25 protein-coding genes are annotated in these 24,537 nt (G+C 65.8%); 11 read left to right on the forward strand and 14 right to left on the reverse strand.

The features are described 5' to 3' along the window. Position 1 precedes the first annotated feature (1 nt). Both HYG77_RS23625 and HYG77_RS23630 read left to right on the forward strand, forming a co-directional pair. Positions 2-502, forward strand: a complete 501-nt coding sequence (locus HYG77_RS23625) for an ImmA/IrrE family metallo-endopeptidase (protein WP_109332581.1) — start codon at positions 2-4, stop codon at positions 500-502. Continuing rightward, entirely contained in the window at positions 502-1,518 is a 1,017-nt protein-coding gene (locus HYG77_RS23630) for a hypothetical protein (protein WP_208960803.1), read from the forward strand. The genes HYG77_RS23625 and HYG77_RS23630 overlap by 1 nt, the downstream gene beginning before the upstream one ends. A 7-nt stretch (positions 1,519-1,525) precedes the next feature. Here HYG77_RS23630 and HYG77_RS23635 read toward each other — a convergent pair whose 3' ends face one another. The 3 genes from HYG77_RS23635 to HYG77_RS23645 all read right to left on the reverse strand — a co-directional run bounded on the left by HYG77_RS23635 (position 1,526) and on the right by HYG77_RS23645 (position 3,828). Beyond that, positions 1,526-1,771 carry a DUF2630 family protein gene (locus tag HYG77_RS23635; RefSeq protein WP_109332579.1) on the reverse strand — a complete coding sequence of 82 codons (246 nt, stop codon included), beginning with the start codon at positions 1,769-1,771 and terminating at the stop codon, positions 1,526-1,528. 44 nt (positions 1,772-1,815) lie between these two features. Then, complete coding sequence (locus HYG77_RS23640; RefSeq protein WP_208960804.1) at positions 1,816-3,234, reverse strand: glucose-6-phosphate dehydrogenase (NADP(+)); 1,419 nt, start codon at positions 3,232-3,234, stop codon at positions 1,816-1,818. A gap of 177 nt (positions 3,235-3,411) precedes the next feature. Then, entirely contained in the window at positions 3,412-3,828 is a 417-nt protein-coding gene (locus HYG77_RS23645) for a helix-turn-helix transcriptional regulator (protein WP_109332570.1), read from the reverse strand. Between the two features lie 646 nt (positions 3,829-4,474). On the opposite strand from HYG77_RS23645, the gene HYG77_RS23650 reads away from it, so the two are divergent. Together HYG77_RS23650 and HYG77_RS23655 are read left to right on the forward strand one after the other, a co-directional pair. Next, positions 4,475-4,618, forward strand: coding sequence for a hypothetical protein (locus HYG77_RS23650; RefSeq protein ID WP_201453670.1), 144 nt, complete (start codon positions 4,475-4,477; stop codon positions 4,616-4,618). A gap of 149 nt (positions 4,619-4,767) precedes the next feature. Next, positions 4,768-5,607, forward strand: coding sequence for an SDR family oxidoreductase (locus HYG77_RS23655; protein ID WP_109332569.1), 840 nt, complete (start codon positions 4,768-4,770; stop codon positions 5,605-5,607). Between the two features lie 3 nt (positions 5,608-5,610). Here the strand turns inward: HYG77_RS23655 and HYG77_RS23660 are convergent, their stop codons facing one another. The 6 genes from HYG77_RS23660 to HYG77_RS23685 form a co-directional block, all read right to left on the reverse strand. Beyond that, complete coding sequence (locus tag HYG77_RS23660; protein WP_208960805.1) at positions 5,611-7,644, reverse strand: ABC transporter ATP-binding protein; 2,034 nt, start codon at positions 7,642-7,644, stop codon at positions 5,611-5,613. Positions 7,645-7,724: 80 nt separating this feature from the next. Further along, entirely contained in the window at positions 7,725-8,183 is a 459-nt protein-coding gene (locus HYG77_RS23665) for a DUF6596 domain-containing protein (protein WP_348273588.1), read from the reverse strand. Between the two features lie 29 nt (positions 8,184-8,212). Next, on the reverse strand, positions 8,213-8,617 hold the full coding sequence (locus HYG77_RS23670) for a YciI family protein (RefSeq protein WP_208960807.1): 405 nt from the start codon (positions 8,615-8,617) through the stop codon (positions 8,213-8,215). A 105-nt stretch (positions 8,618-8,722) separates the two neighbouring features. Continuing rightward, a complete protein-coding gene (locus HYG77_RS23675; protein WP_208960808.1) occupies positions 8,723-10,156 on the reverse strand; it encodes an HAD-IB family hydrolase in 1,434 nt (477 codons plus the stop codon). Next, complete coding sequence (locus HYG77_RS23680; protein WP_208960809.1) at positions 10,157-12,412, reverse strand: glycerol-3-phosphate 1-O-acyltransferase; 2,256 nt, start codon at positions 12,410-12,412, stop codon at positions 10,157-10,159. Positions 12,413-12,429: 17 nt separating this feature from the next. Next, complete coding sequence (locus HYG77_RS23685; RefSeq protein ID WP_208960810.1) at positions 12,430-13,884, reverse strand: wax ester/triacylglycerol synthase domain-containing protein; 1,455 nt, start codon at positions 13,882-13,884, stop codon at positions 12,430-12,432. 174 nt (positions 13,885-14,058) lie between these two features. On the opposite strand from HYG77_RS23685, the gene HYG77_RS23690 reads away from it, so the two are divergent. Then, on the forward strand, positions 14,059-14,553 hold the full coding sequence (locus HYG77_RS23690) for a DUF2505 domain-containing protein (protein ID WP_208960811.1): 495 nt from the start codon (positions 14,059-14,061) through the stop codon (positions 14,551-14,553). Between the two features lie 8 nt (positions 14,554-14,561). Here HYG77_RS23690 and soxR read toward each other — a convergent pair whose 3' ends face one another. Both soxR and HYG77_RS23700 read right to left on the reverse strand, forming a co-directional pair. Continuing rightward, positions 14,562-15,032, reverse strand: a complete 471-nt coding sequence (gene soxR / locus HYG77_RS23695) for a redox-sensitive transcriptional activator SoxR (RefSeq protein WP_109332532.1) — start codon at positions 15,030-15,032, stop codon at positions 14,562-14,564. A 42-nt stretch (positions 15,033-15,074) separates the two neighbouring features. Further along, positions 15,075-15,524: an FABP family protein gene (locus HYG77_RS23700; protein ID WP_244373079.1), complete on the reverse strand. Its 450-nt coding sequence runs from the start codon at positions 15,522-15,524 to the stop codon at positions 15,075-15,077. 177 nt (positions 15,525-15,701) lie between these two features. On the opposite strand from HYG77_RS23700, the gene arcA reads away from it, so the two are divergent. Continuing rightward, positions 15,702-16,919 carry an arginine deiminase gene (arcA, locus tag HYG77_RS23705; protein ID WP_208960812.1) on the forward strand — a complete coding sequence of 406 codons (1,218 nt, stop codon included), beginning with the start codon at positions 15,702-15,704 and terminating at the stop codon, positions 16,917-16,919. A gap of 66 nt (positions 16,920-16,985) precedes the next feature. Here arcA and arsC read toward each other — a convergent pair whose 3' ends face one another. Further along, positions 16,986-17,342 carry an arsenate reductase (glutaredoxin) gene (gene arsC, locus HYG77_RS23710; RefSeq protein ID WP_109332529.1) on the reverse strand — a complete coding sequence of 119 codons (357 nt, stop codon included), beginning with the start codon at positions 17,340-17,342 and terminating at the stop codon, positions 16,986-16,988. A 116-nt stretch (positions 17,343-17,458) separates the two neighbouring features. On the opposite strand from arsC, the gene HYG77_RS23715 reads away from it, so the two are divergent. The 4 genes from HYG77_RS23715 to HYG77_RS23730 all read left to right on the forward strand — a co-directional run bounded on the left by HYG77_RS23715 (position 17,459) and on the right by HYG77_RS23730 (position 20,833). Continuing rightward, positions 17,459-18,142 (forward strand): NAD(P)H-binding protein, encoded by a 684-nt coding sequence (locus HYG77_RS23715; protein ID WP_208960813.1) that lies wholly within the window; start codon positions 17,459-17,461, stop codon positions 18,140-18,142. Between the two features lie 77 nt (positions 18,143-18,219). Further along, positions 18,220-18,594, forward strand: coding sequence for a GntR family transcriptional regulator (locus HYG77_RS23720; protein WP_109332527.1), 375 nt, complete (start codon positions 18,220-18,222; stop codon positions 18,592-18,594). 48 nt (positions 18,595-18,642) lie between these two features. Next, positions 18,643-19,074, forward strand: a complete 432-nt coding sequence (locus HYG77_RS23725) for a DoxX family protein (protein WP_208960814.1) — start codon at positions 18,643-18,645, stop codon at positions 19,072-19,074. Between the two features lie 85 nt (positions 19,075-19,159). Next, on the forward strand, positions 19,160-20,833 hold the full coding sequence (locus tag HYG77_RS23730) for a BCCT family transporter (protein WP_208960815.1): 1,674 nt from the start codon (positions 19,160-19,162) through the stop codon (positions 20,831-20,833). Here HYG77_RS23730 and HYG77_RS23735 read toward each other — a convergent pair. Continuing rightward, the gene (locus tag HYG77_RS23735; protein WP_208963500.1) at positions 20,816-22,369 is read right to left on the reverse strand and encodes a phospholipid carrier-dependent glycosyltransferase; all 1,554 of its coding nucleotides are present in this window, start codon (positions 22,367-22,369) and stop codon (positions 20,816-20,818) included. The genes HYG77_RS23730 and HYG77_RS23735 overlap by 18 nt on opposite strands. Before the next feature lie 29 nt (positions 22,370-22,398). On the opposite strand from HYG77_RS23735, the gene rsmI reads away from it, so the two are divergent. After that, complete coding sequence (gene rsmI / locus HYG77_RS23740; RefSeq protein WP_109332517.1) at positions 22,399-23,229, forward strand: 16S rRNA (cytidine(1402)-2'-O)-methyltransferase; 831 nt, start codon at positions 22,399-22,401, stop codon at positions 23,227-23,229. 19 nt (positions 23,230-23,248) lie between these two features. On the opposite strand, the gene HYG77_RS23745 is transcribed toward rsmI, so the two are convergent. Beyond that, complete coding sequence (locus tag HYG77_RS23745; protein ID WP_208960816.1) at positions 23,249-24,454, reverse strand: DUF2786 domain-containing protein; 1,206 nt, start codon at positions 24,452-24,454, stop codon at positions 23,249-23,251. Positions 24,455-24,537 lie beyond the last annotated feature (83 nt).

Below are 24,537 nucleotides of genomic sequence, written 5' to 3' on the forward strand. Positions count from 1 at the left end.
CGTGGCAGGAAGTCGTTCTCATCGACGGGTGGCAGCAGCCGTGGATGCGGTCTGTGACGCCGCCGCCCGGGCAGAAGCGGTCTCACTCGGGGATGTCGTCGACGCGGTTGCCCGCGAACGGCAGCGTCCCATCGAACTCGACTTCACGACGCCGATGGCGCCGGGCGTCTGTGGTCAGCGACGTGCATACCCCGACAGGGACGTCATCGTGCTCGCCCCGGGACTTCCCGACGTCGACCGCACTCTTGCACATGAACTGGGGCACATCGTGTTTCGGCATGAGGGTGCCGAGATCGTCGCGGCAACGCTCGAGGCCGGCGACGACTTGATCGCGTACATGCTCAGTCAGCGCTCGCGAATGCGTGGCGGCGAGCAGACTTCCGGTGACGTGGCGGAGTGGGAGGCAGAGACGTTCGCATCGATGTTGCTCCTGCAGCTCAGGACGATGAAGGGCAGGGGAACGCCGGTGTCGGTGCTCCGCTACGACGAGGCGATCGGCTGATGGGCTGGATTGTCGCGCTCGTCGTCTGGATCGCAGCCGGCGCCCGCACAGGCAGGGTCGCGGCACGCCAGCCGACACCACTGCGGATCGCGATGGTGATCGCGGTGTCCAGCGCCGCGTGCGCGTCTACGTTGGCCGTCCCGGATGTCGCCTTGCGTCTCGACGCGCTGGCGCCGACGGCCGGGCTGTCGGAGATCCTCCTCGAGTTGGCGTGGACCCTCTTCGCTGCCGCGAGCGCCGTAGGTGCGGTGTCGGTCTGGCCGATTTTGCCGCGCCGCGCCCTACGCGCTGTCGCCACCGTGATCTATGCGGCCGCGGTCCTGGTCGGAACGGCGCTTGCCGGTGGTTACCCCGTCCCGGCCCTGGTGTTCATCGTGCTCGCGCTGGCATCGGTGGTGATCACCGGTATCTGGCACGTCGCATGGACCCCTCTCGGCCGCGGCATCGCCCTCGTCGTGGTGGGATCGGCGATGGTTCTCGTCGCCGCGGTCGTGGGACTCGTCCGGGATGCGGCGGGGGAGACGTGGATCATCGGATCCTCCGGTGCGTACACGACCGCCGCTGTGGTGGTTTCGGCCGGCACAGTGTGGGTGCTGATGGAGACCTGGCTGCGCGCACGCCGCGATCTTCGCCGGATGAGCGCGTTGCATTCTGTGCTCGTCTCCCGATTCCCCGAAGTCGTGGAGGGCGACGGCAAGGGCAGCACCACCGTTCTGCGGGCGTCTGATTCGATCGCTCACGTCATGGACGCGCTGTATCTGCAGGCCGGCGCGGGCATGTTCGAGACGCGGGCGCAGAATCTGCCCGAGTCGACCACCGAGCGCAGCAGGATTTTGGCCCGCTGGATCGACGACCCAGCCGGTTCCGAGGTGCTCGACACCGAGTGGATAGCTCCACCGCAGGGGATGTCACCGCGCCGATGGGTGCTGCAACTCGCGGAGGCGTACGCCGAAATCCGTCACTCGCCCGTGCCGGTCGCGGCTACGGAGCCGGCATCGGAAGAGTCGGTGCCCTGACCGCCTTCTACTGGAGGTAGTCCTCGACCTCCGACGCCGGACGGACCGAGGCCTCGTCCGGGTTCTGTCCTGCGTCGAGACGAGCCCGGCGTCGGCGCAGAAGATCCCAGCACTGATCGAGTGAGGTTTCCAACGCGGCCAGCTGTGCGCGTTCCTCCTCGGGGGCCAGCTCGCTGTCCTGCAACTGCGCCCGCAGTTCGTGCTCCTGCTCGACGAGAGCCTGAATACGCTTTTCGATCTCTTCGTTGTCCACGTCGTCTCCTCTTCGGTCCGAGTCCACTTGTCGCGGAGGGCGGCTCATCCGGTCGACTGCGTGACCAGCCATCCACACGGCGAGGCGAGCTTGTCGGCCTCCGGCGGTCCCATGGATCCCCCCGGATACAGCTTGACGGCGGGCGGCCTGTTCAGCAACGGGTCTGCGACGTCCCAGACGTGGGCAAGCCCGTCCGGACGGGTGAAGAGTGACCGGTCGCCGTGCAGTACGTCCAGGATCAGGCGCGAATACGGTGCGAGAGCATGGCCGAGTGGCATCGTGTCGAGAGGAAGACTCAGGTGGCCCACCGACAGTTCGTCGTCGGGACCGGGCTCCTTGACCACCATCGACATGTCGATCTCGCCGTCCCCGGACAGATCGAAGGTCAGCACGGCGCCGTCCGGTGGGATGTCGGAAAGAGGGCCTTCCGGGGTCCGGAACACCAGGCTCACGCGTTGCTTCGCGACGCCCAGCATCTTGCCCGTCCGAAGCAGGAACGGCACACCCCGCCAGCGGTCGGTGTCGACCCACAACCGTGCGGCGACGAAGGTTTCCGTCTCCGAATCGTCGGCGACACCGTCGACGTCTCGGTATCCCTCGTACTGGCCGAGGACCACTTCGGCGGGGTCGAGCGGGCGGAACGCTCCGATCACCGATTCGCGTGCAGACTGGAGGTCGTCGGCGCCCAGGCTCAGGGGCGGCTCCATCGCGATCTCCGCAGCGACCTGGAACAGGTGAGTCACGAGCATGTCGAGGACCGCACCGGTGGCGTCGTAGAAGCGGGCGCGGTCGTCGATGTCCAAGGTTTCGGGGACGTCGATCTGGACCTGTTCGACGTGTTCGCGGTTCCAGACTCCCTCGATCAACCCGTTGGCAAATCGCAGGATGTGCAGATTCTGGGTGCTTTCCTTGCCGAGGAAATGGTCGATGCGATAGATCTGCTTCTCGTCGAGAACCTCGTGTACTGCGGCGTCGAGTTCACGGAAAGCGGATTGTGAGGTACCGAACGGCTTTTCGTAGACGACCCGGGAACCGCGCGCCAGGTCGTGCGCGCCGAGAGCTCGTGTGGTGTCGGCGAAGGTGCTCGGGGGAAGTGCCAGATAGTGGACGAGTTGAGCGTCGGGAACGCCGAGCGAATCCCGCGCGTCCTGCACGGTGCTCGGTAGCGTCCCGGGGTCTTCGGGCGTGAAACCGCCACCGGCGAATCGCAGGCGCTGCGCGAAGTCGTCCCAGCCGTCGTCGGTGTGCCCGCCGCCGAACTGGGTGAGGGAGTCCCGCACGTGGGCCCGGAAGTGATCATCGGTGACCGTGCCCCGCCCGGTGCCGATCAACATCCACCGAGAACCGAGAAGACCTGATCGTGCGAGCTGGAAGAAGGCCGGGAGCACCATCCGTTTGGACAGGTCCCCGGTGGCGCCGAAGAGCACGAAAATCGTGGGACCGAGCTGCGGTCTGTCAGGCATTGCTCCATCATGCGCCAACGGGAGTCGCCGCGCGTGCGATTCCCGGGTGGGCTCAGCGCTCAGACAGGAAGGTCGGTACCCGGGCTCGGCTAGTCCGGTACGCTCGGCATACGAGCGGCGTGGTCATGTATAGCGCAGTGCCGGAAGAGGTTCCGTATCCGGCGCGAAAAATCGGTGCTACCGGGACGCGTCCGGCGGTACCTCGGGCAGACCCTCGCTGGCGCGAAGCTTCTCGGCCATCGTGGTAAGCAGATTCTGTGACTCCTCGGACAAGTCGAACGCGCGGCTCGACAGTTTGCGTAGTCCGTAGCCCTGGAGCTGCGACAAGAGTTCGAGGTCGTGGTCGATCTTGGCTGCGTAGATGTCGTTGAAGAAATATTCGGGCTTAACCTTGAAGAAGCGGGCGAATGCCGCGACGGTCTCGTCCGAAGGATTTGTGCGCTGCCCGGAGCGAAGCTGCGAAATGTAGGGCTTCGAGATTTGATGCCCGTCGGCAATGAGCGCCGAAGCCACCTCTGCGTTGGTGTGCGGTTTACGTCCCGGAGGGTGGACCGTGTCGAAGAGCTTGTTCAACCGCGCAGCAAAATCTGCCATTGTGAGCCGCCGGGTCCTCTCTCGTGCGCGCGTCAGTCGTGTGAACGACACAGTACCATGATGATAACCGATTGATAACTCACAGCCAGAGGTGCGAAACGGTGCGCTTTCGCTCGCTGACGGCGTCATGCATGTTTCGACGACGGTCGGCGCATCGCGCACTTCTCGCTGCTCAGCCGTTCGGACTCTATGCAAGTCATACCGGCGCGTCTCTTGACGGTTCAATGGCCGAGCGTCCAGTGGACGTTCCTGCAGATGTGGCGGATCGGCCGCCCGGCCGCAAATGCTGATTGCTCATTCAATCACTGGGAGTTTGCTGACGGCCTCGAGTTGCTGGCACGCGGCAGTGTGGGGGGCCTGTACTTGCAGTTCAGGGCCATTGTGTTGCGTTGTGCATTGCAACTACGGCAGGTCGCTCGGCCGCGACGGCGCCGTGAACACTACTGCGAACGGGGAGTATCTGCACCGCCCGATCGCCGCGCAGCCGCGCCAGAAGCCTTCCGGCGTGACCTCCGCAGGACGGCCGATCATGCGGTCTGACTGGTGCGCTCGTCGGCAACGGCTCTACCTCGGTGTCTTCGGTGACCGCCCGCGATGCCTGGCCAAACCGGGAGTCGTCGGGAATGATTGTGATATGGAACACAGAATGAGTGACGCCGAGCTTCGGAAGGCGATTCGAGTTCTGCGCGAGCGCGCCGACGATGCCCGGCACAGAGGACGGGAAGAAGACGCCAACGGAATCGAACGGACGATCCGGACATATCAGGAAGAAATGGCGCAGCGGTTGTGAAGTGGGCCGGCTCGGGGAGAGCCGGCTCAGCTCTGTCGCCACGCTGCCGAGGACCCGGGTGCTCCCGCCTCGGGGGCGTGCGCGCAAACGTTGTGCGTGCGTAGACTTCCAGCCGACACGGATCGGTGAGGACGGGGGCTCGCACGACAATGGCGATCACGACGCTGGACGGCAAGAAGTGCCTGATCACAGGTGCAGGTAGCGGGATCGGGCACGCTACGGCGTTGGCGGCCGCCGCGGAAGGCGCCGAACTCTTTCTCACCGACATCAATGAAGTCGGCTTGGCTCACACGGTGGAGCAGGTTGGCAATCAGGGCGGAACCGTGAGCTTCTCACGAGCGCTCGACGTGTCCGATTACGACGCGGTGACGGCGTTCGCAGCAGATATTCACGATCAATTCGGCAGCCTCGACGTCGTGATGAACGTCGCCGGTATCTCCGCGTGGGGCACGGTCGAAAACCTCGAGCACCGCCACTGGAAGTCGATGATCGACGTCAACCTGATGGGGCCGATCCACATCATCGAAAGCTTCGTCCCTCCGATGGTGCGGGCGGGGCGCGGTGGACACCTTGTCAACGTGTCGTCTGCTGCGGGACTGCTGGCGCTGCCCTGGCATGCCGCTTACAGCGCAAGCAAATTCGGGCTCCGCGGGGTGTCCGAGGTTCTGCGATTCGACCTGAAGCGGCACGGTATCGGCGTCAGTCTCGTGGTTCCGGGTGCCGTGAAGACTCCGCTGGTGGGCACTGTCGAGATCGCTGGAGTGGATCGGAACGACCCGCGGATCGAGAAGGCGATCCACCGATTCGAGAAGCGAGCGGTCAGCCCGGAGAAGGTAGCGTCCTGCATCCTCACAGGAATCAAGAAGAACCGCTATCTGGTGTACACCTCGCCCGACATCCGGTTCGGATACTGGTGGGCCCGTAAGTTCTCGCCGCCGTACGACTTCGTGATGCAAAAGGCCAACGACCAGTTCAGCAAGTTCCTGTAGCGACTAGTTCTCGCGACTGCGGCTCGGTGCCAGCACTGTGCCGTCCGTGAATCGAATGCCGTCGGTGCAGCGACACTCCACCTGGCCGCCGCCGAACTGTTCGGCATGCAGTCTCGCGTAGAGGCCTTGACGGGCAAGGAGTTCGGCGTGGGTGCCGCGTTCCACCAGGCGACCCTCGTCGATCACGAAAATGACGTCGGCATGCTGAATCGTGGAGAGCCGGTGCGCGATCGCCAGTGTGGTCCGCCCGCGCATCACCTCGGCGAGTGCTCGCTGGACGAGCCGCTCGGACACGGTGTCGAGTGCCGAGGTGGCTTCGTCGAGAATGAGAACGCGCGGGTTCTTCAGCAGCACTCGTGCGATGGCAAGACGCTGCTTCTCGCCGCCGGAGAGCCGGAAGCCACGTTCGCCGACGAGCGTGTCGTAACCGTTGTCGAAAGCGAGAATGCGGTGGTGGATGTTGGCGGCGGTGGCCGCATCGTGCAGTTCGGCGTCGGTGGCGTCGGGCATGGCATATCGCAGGTTGTCTGCGATGGAGGCGTGGAACAGATACGGGTCCTGGGTGACCATCCCGACCGCGTCGGCAAGTGAACTCATGGTCAGGTCGCGTACGTCGTATCCGTCGACGAGGACGGCGCCGCGGTCCACTTCGTACAGCCGCGGTACCAGGTAGCAGAGGGTCGTTTTACCCGCGCCCGATGGTCCGACGAAGGCGGCGAGTTGACCCGGCTCGATCTCGAAAGAGGTGCCCGCCACCGCCCAGCGTCGAGGGCGGCGTGGCTCGATCACCTCCTCGTCGGCCACTACGGGGGTGCGGGTGGTCGGGGCCGAGAAGCCGCGCATCCCGCCGCCGACTCCGCCGCGTCCGAGGCTTCGCAGAGCCACGGGGTCCGGGTCGGCGGTGGCCAGGCGCACCGGAGTGGGGTAGGCGAAGTAGACGTCGTCGAGTTCCACCTTGCCCGGGGAGTCGGCGGGTAGCGCGACGGCGTCGGGACGATCGACGATCGCCGGCTGCAGATCGAGATACTCGAAGATGCGGCGGAACAACGCCATCGACGTCTGGACGTCGAGCGTGACCCGCATCAGTGACACAAGCGGCTGCAGCAGTCTGGCCTGCAGGGTCGAGAACGCGACGAGGGTCCCTGCCGAAATGGCCGGGCCGTACCCACCGCTGATCAGATAGCCGGCGAGCAGATACACGAGGGCCGGGGTGATGGCCATGAAGGCACCCACTACAGCGAAGAATCCCTGGCCTGCCATGGCCTGACGTACTTGGAGCTCGGTCTGCCGGGCGTTCTCCGCGCGGTAGCGCGCGAGTTCGGCCTGCGACTGGTTGAAGACCTTGGTCAGGAGAACACCGGAGACGCTCAGTGCTTCTTCGGTGATGGCGGTCATGTCCGACAGCGACTCCTGGGTTTTTCGGGCCAGCGCCCGCCGCCGGGCGCCGACGCGGCGCTGGAGGTAGACGAATCCGGGTAGCAGTGCCACGGCGAGAAGCGTCAACTGCCAGGACAACAACACCATCGCGATGAGGGACGCTGCGACGGTGACCGCGTTGGACAGGATGCTCGATGCCGTGGAGGTGAGCACGGAGCGGACCCCGCCGACGTCGTTGGCCAGTCGCGATTGGATCGACCCGGTCTTGGTGGAGGTGAAGAAGGCCAGTTCCATCTTTTCGAGGTGCGCGAAGAGCCGCTCGCGCAGATCGGCCATCGACAGGTTGCCGACCTTGGTGGTGAGGTAGCTCTGGCCGACGCTGATGAGCGAGCTCACCAATGTCACCCCGATCATCGCGAGAACAAGCCACATCAGCAGCGTGAGATGGACGCCGCTGCCGTCGGTGGGAAACAGTGCGCGGTCGAAGACTGCCCTGGTGAGGAACGGTGGAACGACGCCGAGGAGTGACGACACGACGATCGCCGCGCCGACCAGGACCAGCCAACCCCGATAGGGCCGCAGCAGCGCCCAGATCCGGGGCAGCAGCGAAGACTCGGAGTCGGAGATCTCAGGGGAGGACATCGGCGGGGCGGAGCGCATTCGTCCATCGTGCCCACCTGTCGCGATTCTGGCGAGGCGATTCGGGTGGGCTGTGCGCGAGGGCTGTATGCAGTGCTCTCTCAGCCCGATTCAGCGACACCGAGCCGGGCCACCTGCGCGGCAAGGTACTGGTACTCGGGGACGTTGGTGGTGCGCCGCGCCGCCGCACGGTAGTGCGCCGCCGCCGATCGAGTGTCCCCGACCATGTCGAGGAGATGCGCGCCGACGGCATCGAGCCGGTAGTGCCCACGGAGTGGGCCGTCGAGCTCTTCGAGCATCGCCAGTCCGGTGGCCGGACCGTGCACCATGGCCGCAGCGACGGCGCGGTTCAATCGCACGTACTGGCCCACCGCCCCTCCGGCCACGGCGTCCATCACCACCCGCTGGCCTTCGGCGATCAAGTCGCTGTTCCAGAGGGTGCGATCCTGTTCGGTGAGCGGGATCAGCTCACCTTCCGGACCGGTGCGTGCCGGGCGGCGGGCATCGGTGAGAAGCATCAGCGCCAGCAGACCACCCACCTCTCCGTCGTCGGGCAGTATCGCGTAAAGGCGCGGGTGAGCCGGATCGCCTAGAAGTCGGTGTCCGGCGCGCCCATCACCTGACGAACCTCGATCGGCTGCTGGATGGGCACGCCGTTCGGTCCGGGTGAGGCCGAGGCCTTCGCGGCGATCTCGAGTGCGCGGGTTTCGGACTCCACATCGATCAAGCGATATCCCGCAAGCAGTTCCTTGGTTTCGGGGAACGGGCCGTCCGTCACCACAGGAACGCTTCTGCCGTCGAATGTGACACGCTTCGCGGCGTCGGGCCCGGCGAGGCCCTGCGCGTCGACCAATTCACCGTTGGCGGCGAGTTCGGCATTGAGGTCGTGCTGGAATCGGATATGGGCTTTGATGTCGGCCGGATCCCAGTCGCTCATCGGCACCGTGCATCCGGGCCCGCCCTCGTAGTTCTGCAGCAGCATGAACTTCGGCATTGTTTTCTCCTCATCTCGTGGCGCCCATTCTGACGCCTTTCGCGAAGAGGACGGAGCACATTCCGGGTTCTCTACATCCAGCCGAAGTATTTCTGAAGAATCTTGTCAGCGGTGCCCGCCGTGCAGGCACTCGTCGAACAGGGAGCGGACTTCCTCGACGTGTTTGTCCAGATCGGAGGTATCCCACCCGTCTGTGGGGACGGGTTCGAGCACGTCGACGTAGACGGTCCCGGAGTGTGCGACCAGCGAGTTGCGCCACATCAGCTCTCCGGCGTTGTGGATGACGATCGGCACGATCGGCACCCCGGCCGAGATCGCGAGATGGAACCCACCCTTCTTGAACTTGCCGAGACGAGGAGTGGGGGTGCGCGTGCCTTCGGGGGCGATGGCGATGGAGATGCCCGAGTGCAGCTTCTCCACCGCCGGTTGCAGCGCGGCCCTGGCCTTGGCGCTGTCCGACCGATCGATGTACGCGACGTCGAGCAGTGCACCGACGGGAAGGAAACGGGGGTCGCGTGCGGCTTCCTTCTTGGCGACACCGGTCACGTCGTGACGGATGACGCTGCCGACCACCAGCATGTCGAGTGAACTCTGGTGATTGAACATGAACACCGCCGGTCGTGCGGCTTCGGCGTTCTCCTTGCCACTCACCCGCAGCCCGATACCACAGATTGCCAGGGCGATATCGGGGCCGAAGCTACCGACCAGGTTGGCGGCGGTCTGGCGGTTCCTCGTTACCAGACCGGCCGAGACACCGAACGCGGCGGCGCCCATCAGCGCGCCGATTGCCGTGGTGGTGCGCGCAATCGACACCGGGTCGTTGCCGCTCTGCGGTGGCCGCAGATTCACCGAAGGCCACCCGTTCTGCCGGGCGGTGGCCGCCAGCTTCCGATCCGGATTCAGGGCCACCGGATGACCCACCGACGTCAGCATCGGAAGGTCCTCGGCACCGTTGGAATACGCGAAGCTGCTCTTCAGGTCTGCGCCGTGCTGTTCCGCGTACGTGCGCACGGCCTCAGCTTTCGCCGGACCCCACAGCGGAGGGGACGCCAGCTGACCGGTGAGCATGCCGTCGAGGACTTCGGGGCGAGTACACAGGACGTCCTCGATGGCGAGGTCCTCGGCCACCGACTGCGCCTGGTAGGGAGTAGCCGATGTGGCCATCACCACCTGGTGTCCCGCGTGCCGGTGCGCGGCGAGTAGCCCGCGGACCTCCGAGTAGATCATCCGGGCAATCTCCTGCCGGAAGAGGCGCTGCCCCCATTCCTGCATTTCGTCCTCCATGCGCCCGGCCAGACTCTGCACGCCGATACGCATCAGGCCGCTCACATCGGCGCCCCGAAATCGGGTCTCCATGGCGGCCCCGGTGGTGCGCAACAGTTCTGCGACACTGATGTCGAAGCGCCGCAGACGATCCCGGTAGACCACACTGGCCGAATACCCGCTGATGAGAGTCCCGTCCAGGTCGAAGGCGGCAAGCGTTCCGGGTCCTGGCGGGGCGGCGGCGATGGCATCGTGGAGGCTGCGCAGATCAGTCATCTACTCACCCACCACCTGGTCGAGGGTGTCGTGAGCAAGGGTCCGGATGCGCAGGACCCGGTCGACCTGGGTGCGGATCTCGGCGTCGAACTCGATTCGCCGAGCCTCGAGATTCTCCGCACCTGGTTCGACGAGGCCCCGGTTGCGCGCCAATTTCAGTGCAGTCGTGAAGAGTTCGGCAGAGATCGACTCCCGGCTTCCGATCTGCTGGCGTAACCGGCGCTGCTCGGCCAGCGAAAGGCACTCGGTGATGAATGCTTTCTCGTCGAACTTTTCGTCGGTAGGCGTGCGTAACAGCTGATCGGACACCACCGCGTAGGCCTCGAGGAAGGGCTGCAGGACGCGGTGGGCCAAGTGGATCTGCGCTGTCGACAGCAGCTTCTCGGCATGCGCGGGGTCACGCATGTTCTCCCGCCAGAGGGGGTCGATGATCTCGAGTTCGGTCCGGAGTTGGTCGCGGAAGGCGTCCTTGTCGCTGAAGAAGAACTCGAACTTCAGCAGGTCACGGATGCGCAGCGCCTCCTCCCACCCGTCCTCGAGCGGGTTTCCGAACGGCTGGTCCGCCGCGGCGCGCAGAACCATTTCCGCGATGGCTCTCATCACCAGGAAGTGAATGGTGTTGTTGCGGTAGAACGCTGCGACGAGGTGCTGGTCCCGCCCGAGGTAGAACACACGCTCGCTGCCCCGGTCGAAACTGCGCAGCACACCGGAGTCGAGGTGGGTGCGCAGCGCCGTGCGAATGACCTCGGGGTTGGTGAGGTCGACATCGCCTGCCGTCGGTAGTCGCCGGACGGTGATGTAGTCGACGAGCGGTCCGAGGATGGCGCGTAGTTCAGGAACGGTGAGCGCACGGTCCTCGATGCCCAGGAATGCGAGCATCACCAGCGACGTGGCCGTCACCGGTGTCACTTCGTTGATGCGGTGCGACACCTCGAACGCCGTCTTCTGCACGGCCAGCCGCAGGTCGTCCTCCTGGCCGAGATACTCCGCCAGCGACATCGGTCTGCCGAAATTGACATGGGCCACCCCGTGCCGCTGCCCCTGGGCGCGCACATATCCGACGAGCCAGCGGAGTCCTTCCTTCGTCTTGGCCTCACCGTGGGCCTCGGCCGCCATCGCACCGACCTCGTACAGCTGGTCATAGGTGAGGGAGACCGGAATGAGGTAGACATCGGACATCCCACTGGACTGGAATGCCTTCGCCAAGTAGGTGAGGAGCCCGAACCGGGGCGGCCGCAACTTTCCGGTACGGCTGCGCCCGCCCTCGATGTACCACTCGAGGTTGAACCGCTTGGTGAGCAGGTAGCGCATGTATTCGCGCAGCGACCACTTGTAAATTTCGTCGTCGTCGAACTTGCGTCGAATGAAGACGGTGCCACTGCGCTTGCTGATCGGCCCGATCGGCCAGAAGCTGACGTTCAATCCCCCCATCACGTGATTGAGGGGGAGGTCGTTCGCGAGGAGAGCGGGACGCAGCACCAGAGGATCGAGATAGGAGCGATGGCTGGGCAGGAATACCAGAGAGTATTCCTTGTTCAGCTCGCGGAGTTCGTCGAGACGCGAGGTGTCGACGTCGAGGCGGTATGCACGCGAGAAGTAGCGGCCCAGTTGATCCCACAACGCGATCGCGCGTCGGCTCTGGGCGGCAACCATCTCGTCGAGGGCGCCCCGAGCGCGACGCTCGACTTCCGAGGCGGGGAGGTCCAGGCGCGCAGCCAGCTCGTGGATGACGGTGTGGAACCGGCTGGTGTCGGTCATCTCGTCGACCACGAACCGCGACACCTTGTATTGCGTTCCCAGCAAGGATCGTTCGGCACGCTCGAGGGTCAGTGCGGCCTGGCGGCGTACGAAATCGGGCAGCGATCCGCCACCCTTCTCGGCGAGCCGGCGGCGGAGATCGCTCAAGGGGGCCGGGGCGCCTTCGATCACCTCGCAGCGGCCGGGTTCCCGGCGCAGGATCTTGCGCTGCATGCTCGGGCCGGGATGAAGGGGATCACGCAGAAGCGACTCCCGCACCCGCTGCAGGCCCTCGGGCTGGTCGGTCCTGGGCCGCCACACCACCCGGAGCGGGACCAGAAGGGGATCGTCCTCGCGTCGGCACACGTCGGCGAGTTCGTCACCCGAGACGCGGACGGCCTGCGGCGGACGCCCGTCGCTTCCGTCCTGTCGGTCCAGCCACGCGCGCAGGGTCGTCTCCTCGATGTCGCTCATCGACTCGATGAGGTAGACGCGTGGCCGTGTCGTCTGCTCGTCCATTCGTGTGGTCCTTTCGTTCATCCACGGCCGAGTTCGACGATGTCGTCGAGGCTCTCCTGTAGGCACATCATGAAACGGGCCGGTTCGGTCACCGCGGCGGTGTCGAGATTGACGCCGATGCAGCACGTGCCGACGTGCGAGACCAGTGTGGCCATGACGGCACAACCCGGTGCGGGACCGAAGGGGAACATCCTCTCGATCCGGGCTCCTGCGAGGTAGACCGGCACCGGTACACCGGCGACGTTGCTGGCCTGCAGGTCGAGACCGCTCGACTGGGAGAGATACCAATTCGCGAGCACCACCGTCGGCATCCGAACCAGAATCGGCGCCGCAGAGTCGAGGAGGCCGAGCGCCGGCTCCTGCCGTAAACCGAGGACGATCGCGCGTACCTTCTTGATCCGCTCGATCGGGTCGACCTCACCGACGGGTCCCGCAAAGCGTGCTGCGGCGAATCGATTCCCCCCGGTCGGATCCGACGCCGCCCGCAGGCTGACCGGCATGCCGACCGGGATCGTGTCGATGTCGTGGCCGAAGGACTCGTGGTAGCGCCGGAATCCACCCAGCAGGGCAGCGATATAGGCGTCGTTGAGTGATCCTTCCGCTCGGTGCGCAGCCGACCTCAGCTCGTCGACGCCTACCTCGAGCACGCCGAACCAGCGGCCGAGGCCCCGGTCACGCAACAACGGTGAGCCGGTGGCCGGGGGAGGAGTGACCACCCGGCGGATCGAATTGGCGTAACCGACGACGTCGGTGACCGCCCCGACCGGGTTCGTGACGGCGGTGATCGCCGTGCGAGTGGCGCCGCGTACCAGGCCACCGAGTCGACCGGGCGCCCGGCGAACGTTCCCGAGCGTCTGCTCGAAGAACGCACCGCCGCCCGACATCCGCTCCGGCAGAGGTGGCGGGCGGTCCGGCTTGTCCGGTGACGGCTCGGGACGTCTGCTGTGCAGCAGCGTCATCAACTGGATACCGCCGAGACCGTCCGTGATGCTGTGATGCGTCTTCACCACGTAGATGGCGCGACCGTCGTCGAGGCCCTCGATCAGCATGGCGCTCCACGGCGGCCGGGCTCGATCGAAGGGTTCGGTGGCCATCCGCCGGCAGATCCGCAGGGCGTGGTCGAACGTCGCGGGTTCGGGTAGTCGCACCCGGGTGAGGTGATAGTCGAGGTCGAATTCCGGGTCGACCGACCACATCGGGTTACCCAGCCGCAGCGTGGGCTCGACCACGCGCATCCGGATCCGGGGCACCATGTGTGAGGCCCACTCGTGCGCGCGCACCAACCGGTCCCAGTCCGGCGGTCCGTCGAGTACATCGACCGCGACGATCGGCGAACGCAGCTTCGGTTGTACCTCCTCCATCCGCCACATCCCGGTCTCGAAGTCGGACATTGTACGGTCCGCTCCCCAGGCGATGTCGGAGAAATCGACGTCGACGGCACTCGGTGGTATCAGCGGTTCGCCATCGGCCATGCCCACCCTCATTCGGTTGATCGAGTTGCCTCAACTGGTGCTTTTCCAGTGTGGACCCGACGCGTAGTTCACACCCCTGATTCGACGGATTGGCCCGGACTCGGCTCGGTGATGGGGCGCGGGCGACGCCTTCACACCCCTGCTCGACGAGTGCGCTTGTCGTAGGCTGCCGTCATGGCGAAACGCTTCGAATATTCGGAAGACATCGGGTACCCCGTGGACCGCGTCCACGCGACGCTGACCGACTCGGTGTTCTGGCGGCACCGGTTCGAAGAGGCACCAGAGAAGCTGACCCTGGACGAGAGTGGCGGGCCCGGAACCCTGACGGCGACGATGCGCGACAGCATCAGTGCCTCTTCGCTTCCCGGGCTGGTCCGCAAAGTGGTCTCGGGCGAGCTGAGGGTCGAACGCGCCGACGAATGGGGACCTCTCGACGGGAACCGGGCCGACGGACGGATTCGCGGCAGTTCCACCGGCATTCCGGTCCGCATCGAGTGTGCCTCGGTGCTCCGTGCGTCGGGAGAAGGCTCGGTGTTGGAGCTCATCGGGTCGGTCGAGGTGAAGATCCCCCTGGTCGGTGGTCAGATCGAATCACTCATCAAAAAGCTCGTCCGCGACATGGTGGGTCAAGACCGCGATGCCATCGAGAAGTGGCTCGGCGACAGCTGACCACGTCCCTAGGGGCAGGTGTTCAGCTCGACGTCGAGCGTCCGCGCCCCGGGCCCTGCAGTACCGAGTCGATCGTGACTGTTGACGATCGCGCAACTGCCCAGCGAGAGGCATCCGCACCCGATGCACCCCGTCAGGTTGTCGCGTAGGCGGACCAGTTGCTCGATTCGCTGATCCAGGTCCGCATGCCACCGCGTCGACAACCTCTCCCAATCCTTGCGGGTCGGCGTCCGGCCCTCCGGCAGAGTGGCAAGGGCGTCCCGGATCTCGGCGAGGGGTATTCCCACCCGCTGGGCGATGCGAATGAACGCGACCCGCCGGAGCGTGTCCCGACGGTACCGCCGCTGGTTGCCGCTGGTGCGGCGACTACTGATGAGGCCTTCACGCTCGTAGAAGTGCAGAGCGGACACCGCCACACCGCTGCGCTCCGACAGCTGGCCGGGTGTGAGCTCCTTGGCTTTCCATTCGGGCATCTCCACATCGGGCACCTTTCACCAGGAATACCCGAACAATACTCGAGGTCAGTCGAGGCGGAGGTGACCGTGCAGGTGGTGGGTGAGCGGAGTGGGACCGTGCGCCATCCACAGGTCGTACGTGAGGTCGCCACCGCGCACCGACAGTTTCCTCCGCACACTGTGCACCGGCTTCGCATCCGGAGACGCGCACAGCGACAACATCGACAACTCGATGGTGCCCTCCCGAATCTGGCCCCGATGAATCTCGACGAAACCGGTGGGCTGGGCAAGGAGAAGTTCTGCCTCGTCCTCGGCGACGAGCCGCAGGAAACCGGACTCGGAGTGCAACGGACGCCCGTCGTCGGCTGCCCACGTCCGGGACCGATACGCGAGGAACGGCTTACCGCTCGCCGTGAACTCGATCTCCTCGGTGTAGCCGAAGTCGTCGATCGTGGGATAGGCACCTTCGCCGGCTCCCACCCACCGTCCCGCGAACGGGGCCAAGGCAGGTGGCACAGCCGGTCCGGCAGCGGTCGCCGAAACCGGTGGACCGGCCGTCGCAGTCGATCGCCTCGACTCTTCCTCCATGAGTTACCTCCGCCGTCTCACGCTACTCGCTCCGGCACGCTGTGACGTGTTCGGCGGCGGAGTGTTTGACGTGCCTACGGGGCCCTGCCGCATTACCGTCTAGGCATGAACGCGTCCGGTTCTGCGCCGTTGGGAGCCAACTCCGAAGTGGGGCAGCTTCGTGCCGTCCTTCTACACCGGCCCGGCGACGAACTGAAGCGGCTCACGCCCCGCAACAACGACCAACTGCTCTTCGACGGGCTGCCCTGGGTCGACCGCGCGCAGGAGGAACACGATGCGTTCGCCGACGTGCTGCGCAGCCGGGGTGTCGAGGTACTGCTGTTGTCCGAACTGCTCACGGAGACCCTCGCCGCCAGTGGTGCGGCGCGCATGCAAGGGATCGGTGCTGCGGTGGATCCCCGCAAACTCGGGCATACGCTCGCCCAGGAACTGGCCACCCACCTGCGCGGTGTGCCGGCCCAGGACCTGTCCACCATTCTCACCGCGGGCATGACCTTCGACGAACTACCGGTCGCGGCGAGCAGTGCGTCGCTGGTCCGGCGCATGCATCACGGCGGCGACTTCGTCATCGACCCGCTGCCCAATCTGCTGTTCACCCGGGATTCGTCGGTCTGGATCGGCCCGCGGGTGGCCATCACCTCGCTGGCCTTACCGGCGCGTGTGCGGGAAACGTCGCTCACCGACATCATCTACGCGCACCACCCGCGGTTCCGTGGCGCCCGGCGCGCCTACGAATCACACACCGCCCCCGTCGAAGGCGGCGACGTCCTGCTGCTCGCGCCCGGTGTCGTCGCCGTGGGGGTCGGGGAGCGCACCACCCCGGCCGGTGCGGAGGCACTGGCGCGCAGCGTATTCGAGGACGAGCTCGCCCATACGGTACTGGTGGTGCCGATTGCGCAGTCGAGGGCGTCGATGCATCTCGACACCGTCTGCACCATGGTGGACCACGACGCGGTCGTGATGTACCCCGTCATCCAGGACACGTTGTCGGCGTTCACCATTCACCGCGAGGACAAGGGTGTGTCCATCCGGGGGGCCGACCCCTTCCTGTTCGCTGCCGCCGACGCCATGGGCATCGGGAAGTTGCGGGTCATCGATACCGGACTCGACAACGTCACCGCAGAACGCGAACAGTGGGACGACGGAAACAACACCCTCGCGCTCGCCCCCGGCGTCGTCGTCGCCTACGAGCGCAACGCCGAGACCAACGCCCGCCTCGAAGCATCGGGCATCGAGGTGCTGCGGATCGCCGGCTCCGAACTGGGGTCGGGCCGCGGCGGGCCGCGCTGTATGTCCTGTCCCGTGTCCCGCGACCCGCTGTAGGCCCTCCGGGCCCGTGAGTGATTAACGAGTCTCCGCACTCGCTAACCACTCACGGGCGCGCAGCGCCTACAGGATCTCGGTGACCTTCGTGGCCGGGCGAGCCAGGACAGTGCCCTTGTCCGTCACGACGATCGGACGCTCGATGAGGATGGGGTGCTCGATCATGGCATCGAGCAGTTCGTCCTCCGACGCCTGAGCCAGCGACAACTCCTTGTAGATCGCTTCCTTCTTCCGGATCGCCTCGCTCGGCTTCAGCCCGGCGTCGTCGAGCAGCTTGCGCAAACCGTCCCGTGTGGGCGGCGTCTCGAGGTACTTCACCACGGTGGGTTCGATGCCGGCGTCCCGGATCAGTCCCAGGACGGTGCGGGAGGTGTTGCAGCGTTGGTTGTGGTAGATCGTCGCGGTGTTCGCCATGCAGAACATTCTGCACCCGGGAACAAATGAGCCGGTACCGTGCGCTGCACTGTGCGTCAATAAACACTGTGCGTCAGTGGAACAGTCGCATACGTGGATCAGTCGACGACAGAGGGAGATCGACCATGGCCGAGCACTCGAACAGCACACCCCGCCGCATCGTCATCGCGGGTGGGCACGGGAAGATCGCCCGCCACCTGACCAAGCTGCTGACCGCGCGAGGAGACCGTGCGGTGGCCCTGATCCGCAATCCGGATCACGAACACGCCGTGGCAGCACTGGGCGCCGAGCCGGTGGTCATCGACCTCGAGAACTCGACCGTCGACGACGTCGCGAAGGTGCTGCTCGGCGCGGACGCCGCAGTGTTCGCGGCCGGCGCCGGCCCGGGCAGCGGAGTGGAGCGGAAGGACACCGTCGACCGCGGCGCCGCGGTGCTGCTCGCCGAAGCCGCCGAGAAGGCCGGGGTGCGTCGGTTCGTTCAGGTCAGCTCGTTCGGTGCCGGTGAGCCGATTCCGGAGGGCACCGACGACGTGTTCGCCGCCTACCTCGCCGCCAAGACCTCGGCCGAAGAAGATCTACGGGCGCGCACCTACCTGGACTGGACGATTCTGCGGCCCGGTGGGTTGACCGACGACGAACCGACGGGGCACGTCACCCTCGCCGCCCCACCGCTCGAACGTGGCACCGTGCCGCGTGCCGATGTCGCGGCCGTGGTCGTGGCGCTTCTCGACGATCCGAGTACGGCGAGGAAGACCCTCATGCTGACGTCCGGGCCGACCCCGGTCGAGGACGCTGTCGCGGCGCTGTGACCGGTGGCGTTCGCCGCCAGCCATTGCGGCGCCGTGCCCTCCCACTACGGTCTGATACAACGCCTGGAACAACGGAGGTGGCGGCGACCGTGCACATCGACATCGATCCGGATTCGTCGACCGCCCCGTTCGACCAGTTGCGGCTACAGATCATCGAGCAGGTGCGCACCGGTCGGCTGATCGCCGGCACGAAGATCCCGACGGTCCGCGCCCTGGCCGTCGAGGTAGGGCTGGCCCCCAATACCGTCGCGAAGGCGTACCGCGAACTCGGTGAGCAGGGTGTGATCGAAAGCCGGGGCAAGCAGGGCACCTTCATCGCAGGCGGTGGCGACCCCATCCGTGTCGGTGCCGAGAAGGCGGCCACCCGATATGTGCAGGAACTGCGCAAGCTGGGCGTCTCCGACGACGAAATTCTCGACTTCGTGCAGTCGGCCCTCCGCGGCGCCGGTTGAGCTGCGCTTCATCCAGAAGAAGCGATTCCAGAAAGGGGAACATTCGGTATGGCCTCCGCACTGTTCCGTGACCTCGCGATCCTGATCGCACGCATCGGTCTGGGCGTCGTTTTCGTCGCGCACGGCTGGCAGAAGTTCTTCGAATTCGGGGTGAACGCGACGCAGGAGTCGTTCGCCGACATGGGAGTTCCACTTCCCGACATCTCGGCGATAGCGGCAGCGACGATCGAACTTGCGGGCGGATTCGCGCTCATCGTGGGATTGGCCACACCGGTGGCCGGATTTCTTCTGTTCCTCGACATGCTCGGTGCGCTGATCCTCGTGCACGCCGACAAGGGTGTCTTCGTTTCGGAGGGCGGTTACGAACTCGTGGTGGCATTAGGTGTGGGCTCGCTGCTTCTCGCCGTCATCGGCGCCGGGCGCCTCGGTATCGACGGCCTGATCGGACGGGGTTCGGGATGGGGCAAAGCCGCGGTGTGACTGCACGCGCACGCCGGCTCTCGTTCAGGGGTCGGCGCGCATCCCAGCTTGCATTTACTTCCGCCAGTGACCAACGTAGTTGTTCATGGCGATGAATACTGATCTGCCGGATCACCCATCCGAGTCTCCGAATGTGCTTGCGTCCGGTGGGCTGAAGCGGATCGGTGTTCGCACCGACTACGTCGTGTTTTCCGTCGCTGCCGCGGCGGTGGCGCTGATCGTCGTGTGGGGCCTGGCGGCCCCCGACAATCTCGATTCGAGCACCGGCAAGGCCCTTTCGTGGTTGGTCACCGATCTCGGATGGCTGTTCGTTCTGTCGGCGTCCGGCTTCGTGCTCTTCTCGTTATGGCTCGCATTCAGCCGGTTCGGCCACATTCCGCTCGGCAAGGACGGCGAGAAGTCGGAGTTTCGGACGGTCAGCTGGATCGCGATGATGTTCAGCGCGGGCATGGGTATCGGGCTGATGTTCTTCGGTGTCGCCGAGCCGCTCGCGCACTATGTCACGCCGCCCCCCGGCAGCGACGGTGGAATCGGAACCGCGATGGCTACCACCATGTTTCATTGGAGCCTGCACCCCTGGGCGATGTACGCCGTGGTCGGCCTGTCGATCGCGTACGGTTCGTACCGGAAGGGTCGCAAGCAGCTGTTCAGCTCGGCGTTCATACCTCTGCTCGGTCGGCGCGCGGAAGGTCCGATCGGCAAGTTCATCGATGTGCTCGCCATCTTCGCGACACTGTTCGGTACCGCTGCCTCGCTGGGTCTGGGGGCACTCCAGATCGGCTCTGGTTTTCAGGTCGTCGGGTGGATGTCGGAGGTCAGCACCTTCCTGCTCGTCGCGATCGTCGCACTGCTGACATTGGCGTTCGTCGCCTCCGCGGTGTCGGGTGTCGCGAAGGGCATCCAGTGGCTGTCCAACACCAACATGGTGCTCGCCGTCGTGCTGGCGCTGTTCGTCTTCGTGGTGGGTCCGACGGTCCTGATCCTGAACCTGCTGCCGACGACGATCGGTGCCTACGCTGCCGAACTGGCGCAGATGTCGGCGCGAACCGGGGCGTCCTCCGATCCCGCGACCGGTGAGTGGTTGTCGTCGTGGACCATCTTCTACTGGGCGTGGTGGATTTCGTGGACCCCGTTCGTCGGGATGTTCCTGGCACGCATCAGCCGCGGCCGGACCATTCGCCAGTTCGTTTTCGGAGTCATTCTGGTTCCGAGTGCGGTCAGCCTCGTCTGGTTCGCCATCTTCGGCGGCGCGGGTATCGGTGAGCAGCGCGACGGTATCGACCTCGCCGGGCAGGACACCCAGGAAGGGCAGCTGTTCGGGATGCTCGACCACCTGCCGCTCACCGGCATCACCACCGTTCTGGTGATGGTGCTCGTCGCCATCTTCTTCGTGTCCGGCGCGGATGCCGCATCGATGGTGATGGGTACCCTCTCGCAGCGCGGCTCGCTCGATCCGCAGCGCTGGGTGGTCGTTTTCTGGGGTTCGTTGACCGGTGGTGTGGCTGCCCTGATCCTGTGGACCGGTGGTGATACCGCCCTCGACGGCCTGCAGACGATGACGATCATCGCGGCCGCACCGTTCGTGATCGTGATGATCGGTCTGTGCGTGTCGCTGTACAAGGATCTCTCGCGCGACCCGATCGTGGTCGACGCCAGGGAGATGCGGCGGGAACTTCGGAAAGAGGTGGCGAAGCGACGCCGCTCGCCCAGTTCTATGAAGAACCCGCGCCGGGGTTCCGGTTCAGCGCCAGCTGGGTAGCCAGAGCTGGTTTTGCCACATCTCGGGTGTGATCGGCAAACCGGTGAGGATGGGCCACAACCAGATGAAGTTGGCCACCACCAGTCCCACATAGAGGCTGACGGCGAGGAGACCGGTGCCGCGACGTTCGTAGGACGACGTGGCCCTGCCGAGGATGTCGCCGAGGACGAGGGCGATACCCATCACCATGAATGGCGCAAGGGCGACTGCGTAGAAGTAGTACATCTGGCGGTCGAGGGTGGTGAGCCACGGGAGGAAGGCGGCGCCGTAGCCGGTGAGCACGGTGGCATATCGCCAGTCCTTGCGGACCACTGCTTGCCACAGCGCCCAGGCGAGCATCGGCACCGCCAGCCACCACATCGCGGGCGTGCCGACGAGCATGACCGCCTTGACGCAACTGGACGCGCTGCATCCGGACACGTGGTCGCCCTCGGCGAAGTAGTAGAGCATCGGGCGAAGACCCATCGGCCACGTCCATGGTTTCGACTCCCACGGGTGATGGTTGCCCGCGGAGTTGGTGAGACCTTCGTGGAATTGGAGGACGTTGCCGCTGTAGTACCACAGCGACCGCAGCGCGGACGGGAGGAACGACCAGGTTCCACCGGTGCCGATCTCGTTGCCCACGGCGTGCCGATCGACCCCGGTCTCGCTCGCGAACCACGCCCAGTAGCTGCCGAGATAAACGAACAGCGGGACGACGACGAGCGCATACAGTGCGGGGCCGACGTCGCGGAGGGCGGCGCCGAACCATGGCCGCTGCACTCCGTAGGTCCGTCGGGCCGCCACATCGAACAACACGCTGAGCAACCCGAAGAAGACGATGAAGTAGATGCCCGACCACTTCGTTCCGCACGCCAGGCCCAACATGATTCCGGCACCGAAACGCCACCACCGGACACCCAGACGCGGCCCCCACTCGCTGTCGCCGATCCGCCCTTCGTCGTACACGCGGGCCATTCGCTCGCGAACCTGGTCGCGGTCCACGACCAGACAACCGAGGGCGGCGACGGCGAACAGGGCCAGGAAGATGTCGAGCATGCCGAGGCGAGAGGACACGAAGGTGACACCGTCCGCGACGAGCAGGATGCCCGCGAGACCGCCGAGGAGTGTGGACCGGCTCAACCGCCTGACGATGCGAATGACGAGCAGAACCAGGATCGTGCCCGCCACCGCTGACGCGAACCGCCACCCCCAGCCGTTGTAGCCGAAGATCGCCTCGCCCATCGCGATCAGTTGTTTCCCGATCGGGGGATGCACCACCAGGCCGTACCCGGGGTTGTCTTCTATCCAGCCGCCGGTGAGAACCTGCCAGCCCTGTGGCGCGTAATGCTTCTCGTCGAACACGGGTGTGCCCGCGTCCGTCGGGTATCCCAGCATGGTGAACCGGGTGATCGCCGCGATCGCTGTGACGAACAGGGTCACCACCCAGCCGCGGGCACGGTCCACGGGACCGAAGCTGGGGGGAGGGGTGAGGGGTGCCGGGCTGACCACCGACGAGCGTCGTGCGGAGGGCGTCGGTCGCTCGTCCGTCAACATCGTCACGCGGCAATCGTAGGCTGTGGGTCATGACTGGTCGCCTCGTGCTCGCCGCAACGCCGATGGGGGACGTGGGTGACGCCTCGCCCCGGCTGCGTACGGCGCTGGAAACCGCCGACGTCGTCGCCGCCGAGGACACCCGTCGCACCAAGGCTCTGGCTTCGGCGCTCGACGTGACCATCACGGGAAAAGTGGTCAGTTTCTACGACCAGGTGGAGATGGCACGACTGCCTGCGCTCGTCGCCGATGTTGCAGAAGGTAAGACGGTGCTCCTCGTGACCGACGCGGGGATGCCCTCGGTGAGTGACCCCGGGTACCGGCTGGTGTCGGCGTGTGTCGCCGAGGACCTGGCCGTGACCTGCCTGCCGGGACCGTCGGCGGTGACGACGGCACTGGCCCTCTCCGGGCTCCCGGTCGAGCGCTTCTGTTTCGACGGCTTCCCGCCCCGCAAACAGGGCCAGCGCAAGACGTGGTTGCGGGAGTTGGTGAACGAGCCACGGGCGTGCGTGTTCTTCGAGGCACCCCACCGGCTTGCCGACTGTCTCGCCGACGCCGTCGAGGTTCTCGGCGGCACCCGGCGAGCTGCCGTCTGCCGCGAACTGACCAAGACTTACGAGGAGGTACGCCGCGGCACCCTCTCGGAACTCGCCGAATGGGCGGCCGAGGGAGTGCGCGGCGAGATCACCGTAGTGGTGGAAGGGGCCACCATCGTGGCATCGGATCCCGCCGACCTCGTCGACGAGGTGGAACGACTGGTTGCCGACGGCACCCGGCTGAAGGACGCCTGCGCGTTGGTTGCGACCCCGGGTGTGTCGAAACGCGAGTTGTACGAAACCGTCCTGGCTTCGCGCAAGGAGTAGGGCCACCGAGACGGTGGCGCTACCGCCGAAGTGCCCGCTCGCCGGGTGCGAGGGTGGCATCGTCGGCGGCCGCCTGCCCGGCGTACCAACCGTGCGCGTCCACCGCCCTTCCGCGGGCTTTGCGAGTACGCGGAAACAGGCGGTCGAACTCCGCGTCGACAGCTTCGGATTTCGTGGCGAGAATCGGCAGGAGGTCGTCGACCGCGATCGACGCCTCGTCCGCGGCCTCGACTGTCGCTCTGCTGTCGGCGTCGCGTAACCGCTGACCGATCCGACTCGCGAACCCCGCGAGGAAACCTTTACGAAACGACGTGGTGCGGGACCCGCTTCGACTCTGCGCATCAGCGAATTGCATTGCCCGCGTAGCCTGCACCAGCAGGGAAGTGAAGAGCATGTCGACCTGCTGCAGGTCGAGTGGTGTTCCCACCACCGTGGCGATGGCCAGCGAACTGAACCACACCGTCCGCACCCGGTTGGAGTCACCGATCTCGGTGAGCAGGTGCACCTTCTCCTTGACGTACGGATTTTCGAGATGGATCCGGCGACTGTGGACAGCGGTGTTTCCCAAGCCGTTCTGGGTGTGGAGGAGGGCGGCATTGATGGCGTAGCGCGTCATCAACTCCTGGGCCTTCGCAGTGAAAATTTCGGCTTCCTCGGCGAAGTCGGTGGCCTCTGCCTTGGCGAGAAGTCCCCGAATCCTGTTGAGTACCTTGGCGTCGGCCTCGGTGTTCCCGCTCGCGACCGACCCGGTGACCTCGACCCGAACGCGGGGCCAGGTGGACGGCGGGGGAGTGAGGACGGTCCACCCGGGCAGATCGGTCCAAGCCAAGGAGAGGTCGGTCAACTGGTAGACCGAGTGGTAAGGGTCCTCGAAGAGCAATCCCGCAGCCAGGGCGCGCACGCCCGCGTCGTCGGACATGTCGTCCCTCGCATCACCGACTCGATCCGAAATGCGCTGCGCCAGATCCGAAGCCGCGGGGTACTGCTCGGCGATGGAACGGAGTTGATCGAGCCAGTCGTGGGGCGCCCGATCCTGGGCGCGGGTCCGCTCCGCCTCGTGCAGGACGAGTGCTGCCGCGAGCGGCGCGTCGGCCGGCTCCTTCGATCTCCGCGCCAGATGGAGGACGTCGGCAGGTTGCCAGCCGCGCTCGTACGCGGCCGACAACTCTCCCAGAAGGGTATGGACGGCGGCCGCCGCCGGCGGGCTCACTTCGTCGTCGAACACGCGCGCTCCCCTTCCGGATCCACTACTGCCGAATCCGCCGTGTAGAGATCGAATGTATGTTCTATTCGCCGTCATGGGGGAGA

The organism is Rhodococcus sp. ZPP, from assembly GCF_017656075.1.
GTDB classification, from domain to species: domain Bacteria; phylum Actinomycetota; class Actinomycetes; order Mycobacteriales; family Mycobacteriaceae; genus Rhodococcus_F; species Rhodococcus_F oxybenzonivorans.

Coding starts and splice junctions, on each gene's coding strand:
- HYG77_RS23660 (WP_208960805.1), bottom strand. CDS start 7,644: ATGCGCTCCGCCCCGCCGATGTCCTCCCCTGAGATCTCCGACTCCGAG.
- HYG77_RS23730 (WP_208960815.1), top strand. CDS start 19,160: ATGGCGATGAATACTGATCTGCCGGATCACCCATCCGAGTCTCCGAAT.
- arcA (WP_208960812.1), top strand. CDS start 15,702: ATGAACGCGTCCGGTTCTGCGCCGTTGGGAGCCAACTCCGAAGTGGGG.
- HYG77_RS23715 (WP_208960813.1), top strand. CDS start 17,459: ATGGCCGAGCACTCGAACAGCACACCCCGCCGCATCGTCATCGCGGGT.
- HYG77_RS23670 (WP_208960807.1), bottom strand. CDS start 8,617: ATGCCGAAGTTCATGCTGCTGCAGAACTACGAGGGCGGGCCCGGATGC.
- HYG77_RS23655 (WP_109332569.1), top strand. CDS start 4,768: ATGGCGATCACGACGCTGGACGGCAAGAAGTGCCTGATCACAGGTGCA.
- HYG77_RS23725 (WP_208960814.1), top strand. CDS start 18,643: ATGGCCTCCGCACTGTTCCGTGACCTCGCGATCCTGATCGCACGCATC.
- HYG77_RS23680 (WP_208960809.1), bottom strand. CDS start 12,412: ATGGACGAGCAGACGACACGGCCACGCGTCTACCTCATCGAGTCGATG.
- HYG77_RS23630 (WP_208960803.1), top strand. CDS start 502: ATGGGCTGGATTGTCGCGCTCGTCGTCTGGATCGCAGCCGGCGCCCGC.
- HYG77_RS23645 (WP_109332570.1), bottom strand. CDS start 3,828: ATGGCAGATTTTGCTGCGCGGTTGAACAAGCTCTTCGACACGGTCCAC.
- HYG77_RS23650 (WP_201453670.1), top strand. CDS start 4,475: ATGAGTGACGCCGAGCTTCGGAAGGCGATTCGAGTTCTGCGCGAGCGC.
- HYG77_RS23640 (WP_208960804.1), bottom strand. CDS start 3,234: ATGCCTGACAGACCGCAGCTCGGTCCCACGATTTTCGTGCTCTTCGGC.
- rsmI (WP_109332517.1), top strand. CDS start 22,399: ATGACTGGTCGCCTCGTGCTCGCCGCAACGCCGATGGGGGACGTGGGT.
- arsC (WP_109332529.1), bottom strand. CDS start 17,342: ATGTTCTGCATGGCGAACACCGCGACGATCTACCACAACCAACGCTGC.
- HYG77_RS23685 (WP_208960810.1), bottom strand. CDS start 13,884: ATGGCCGATGGCGAACCGCTGATACCACCGAGTGCCGTCGACGTCGAT.
- HYG77_RS23690 (WP_208960811.1), top strand. CDS start 14,059: ATGGCGAAACGCTTCGAATATTCGGAAGACATCGGGTACCCCGTGGAC.
- HYG77_RS23735 (WP_208963500.1), bottom strand. CDS start 22,369: ATGTTGACGGACGAGCGACCGACGCCCTCCGCACGACGCTCGTCGGTG.
- HYG77_RS23675 (WP_208960808.1), bottom strand. CDS start 10,156: ATGACTGATCTGCGCAGCCTCCACGATGCCATCGCCGCCGCCCCGCCA.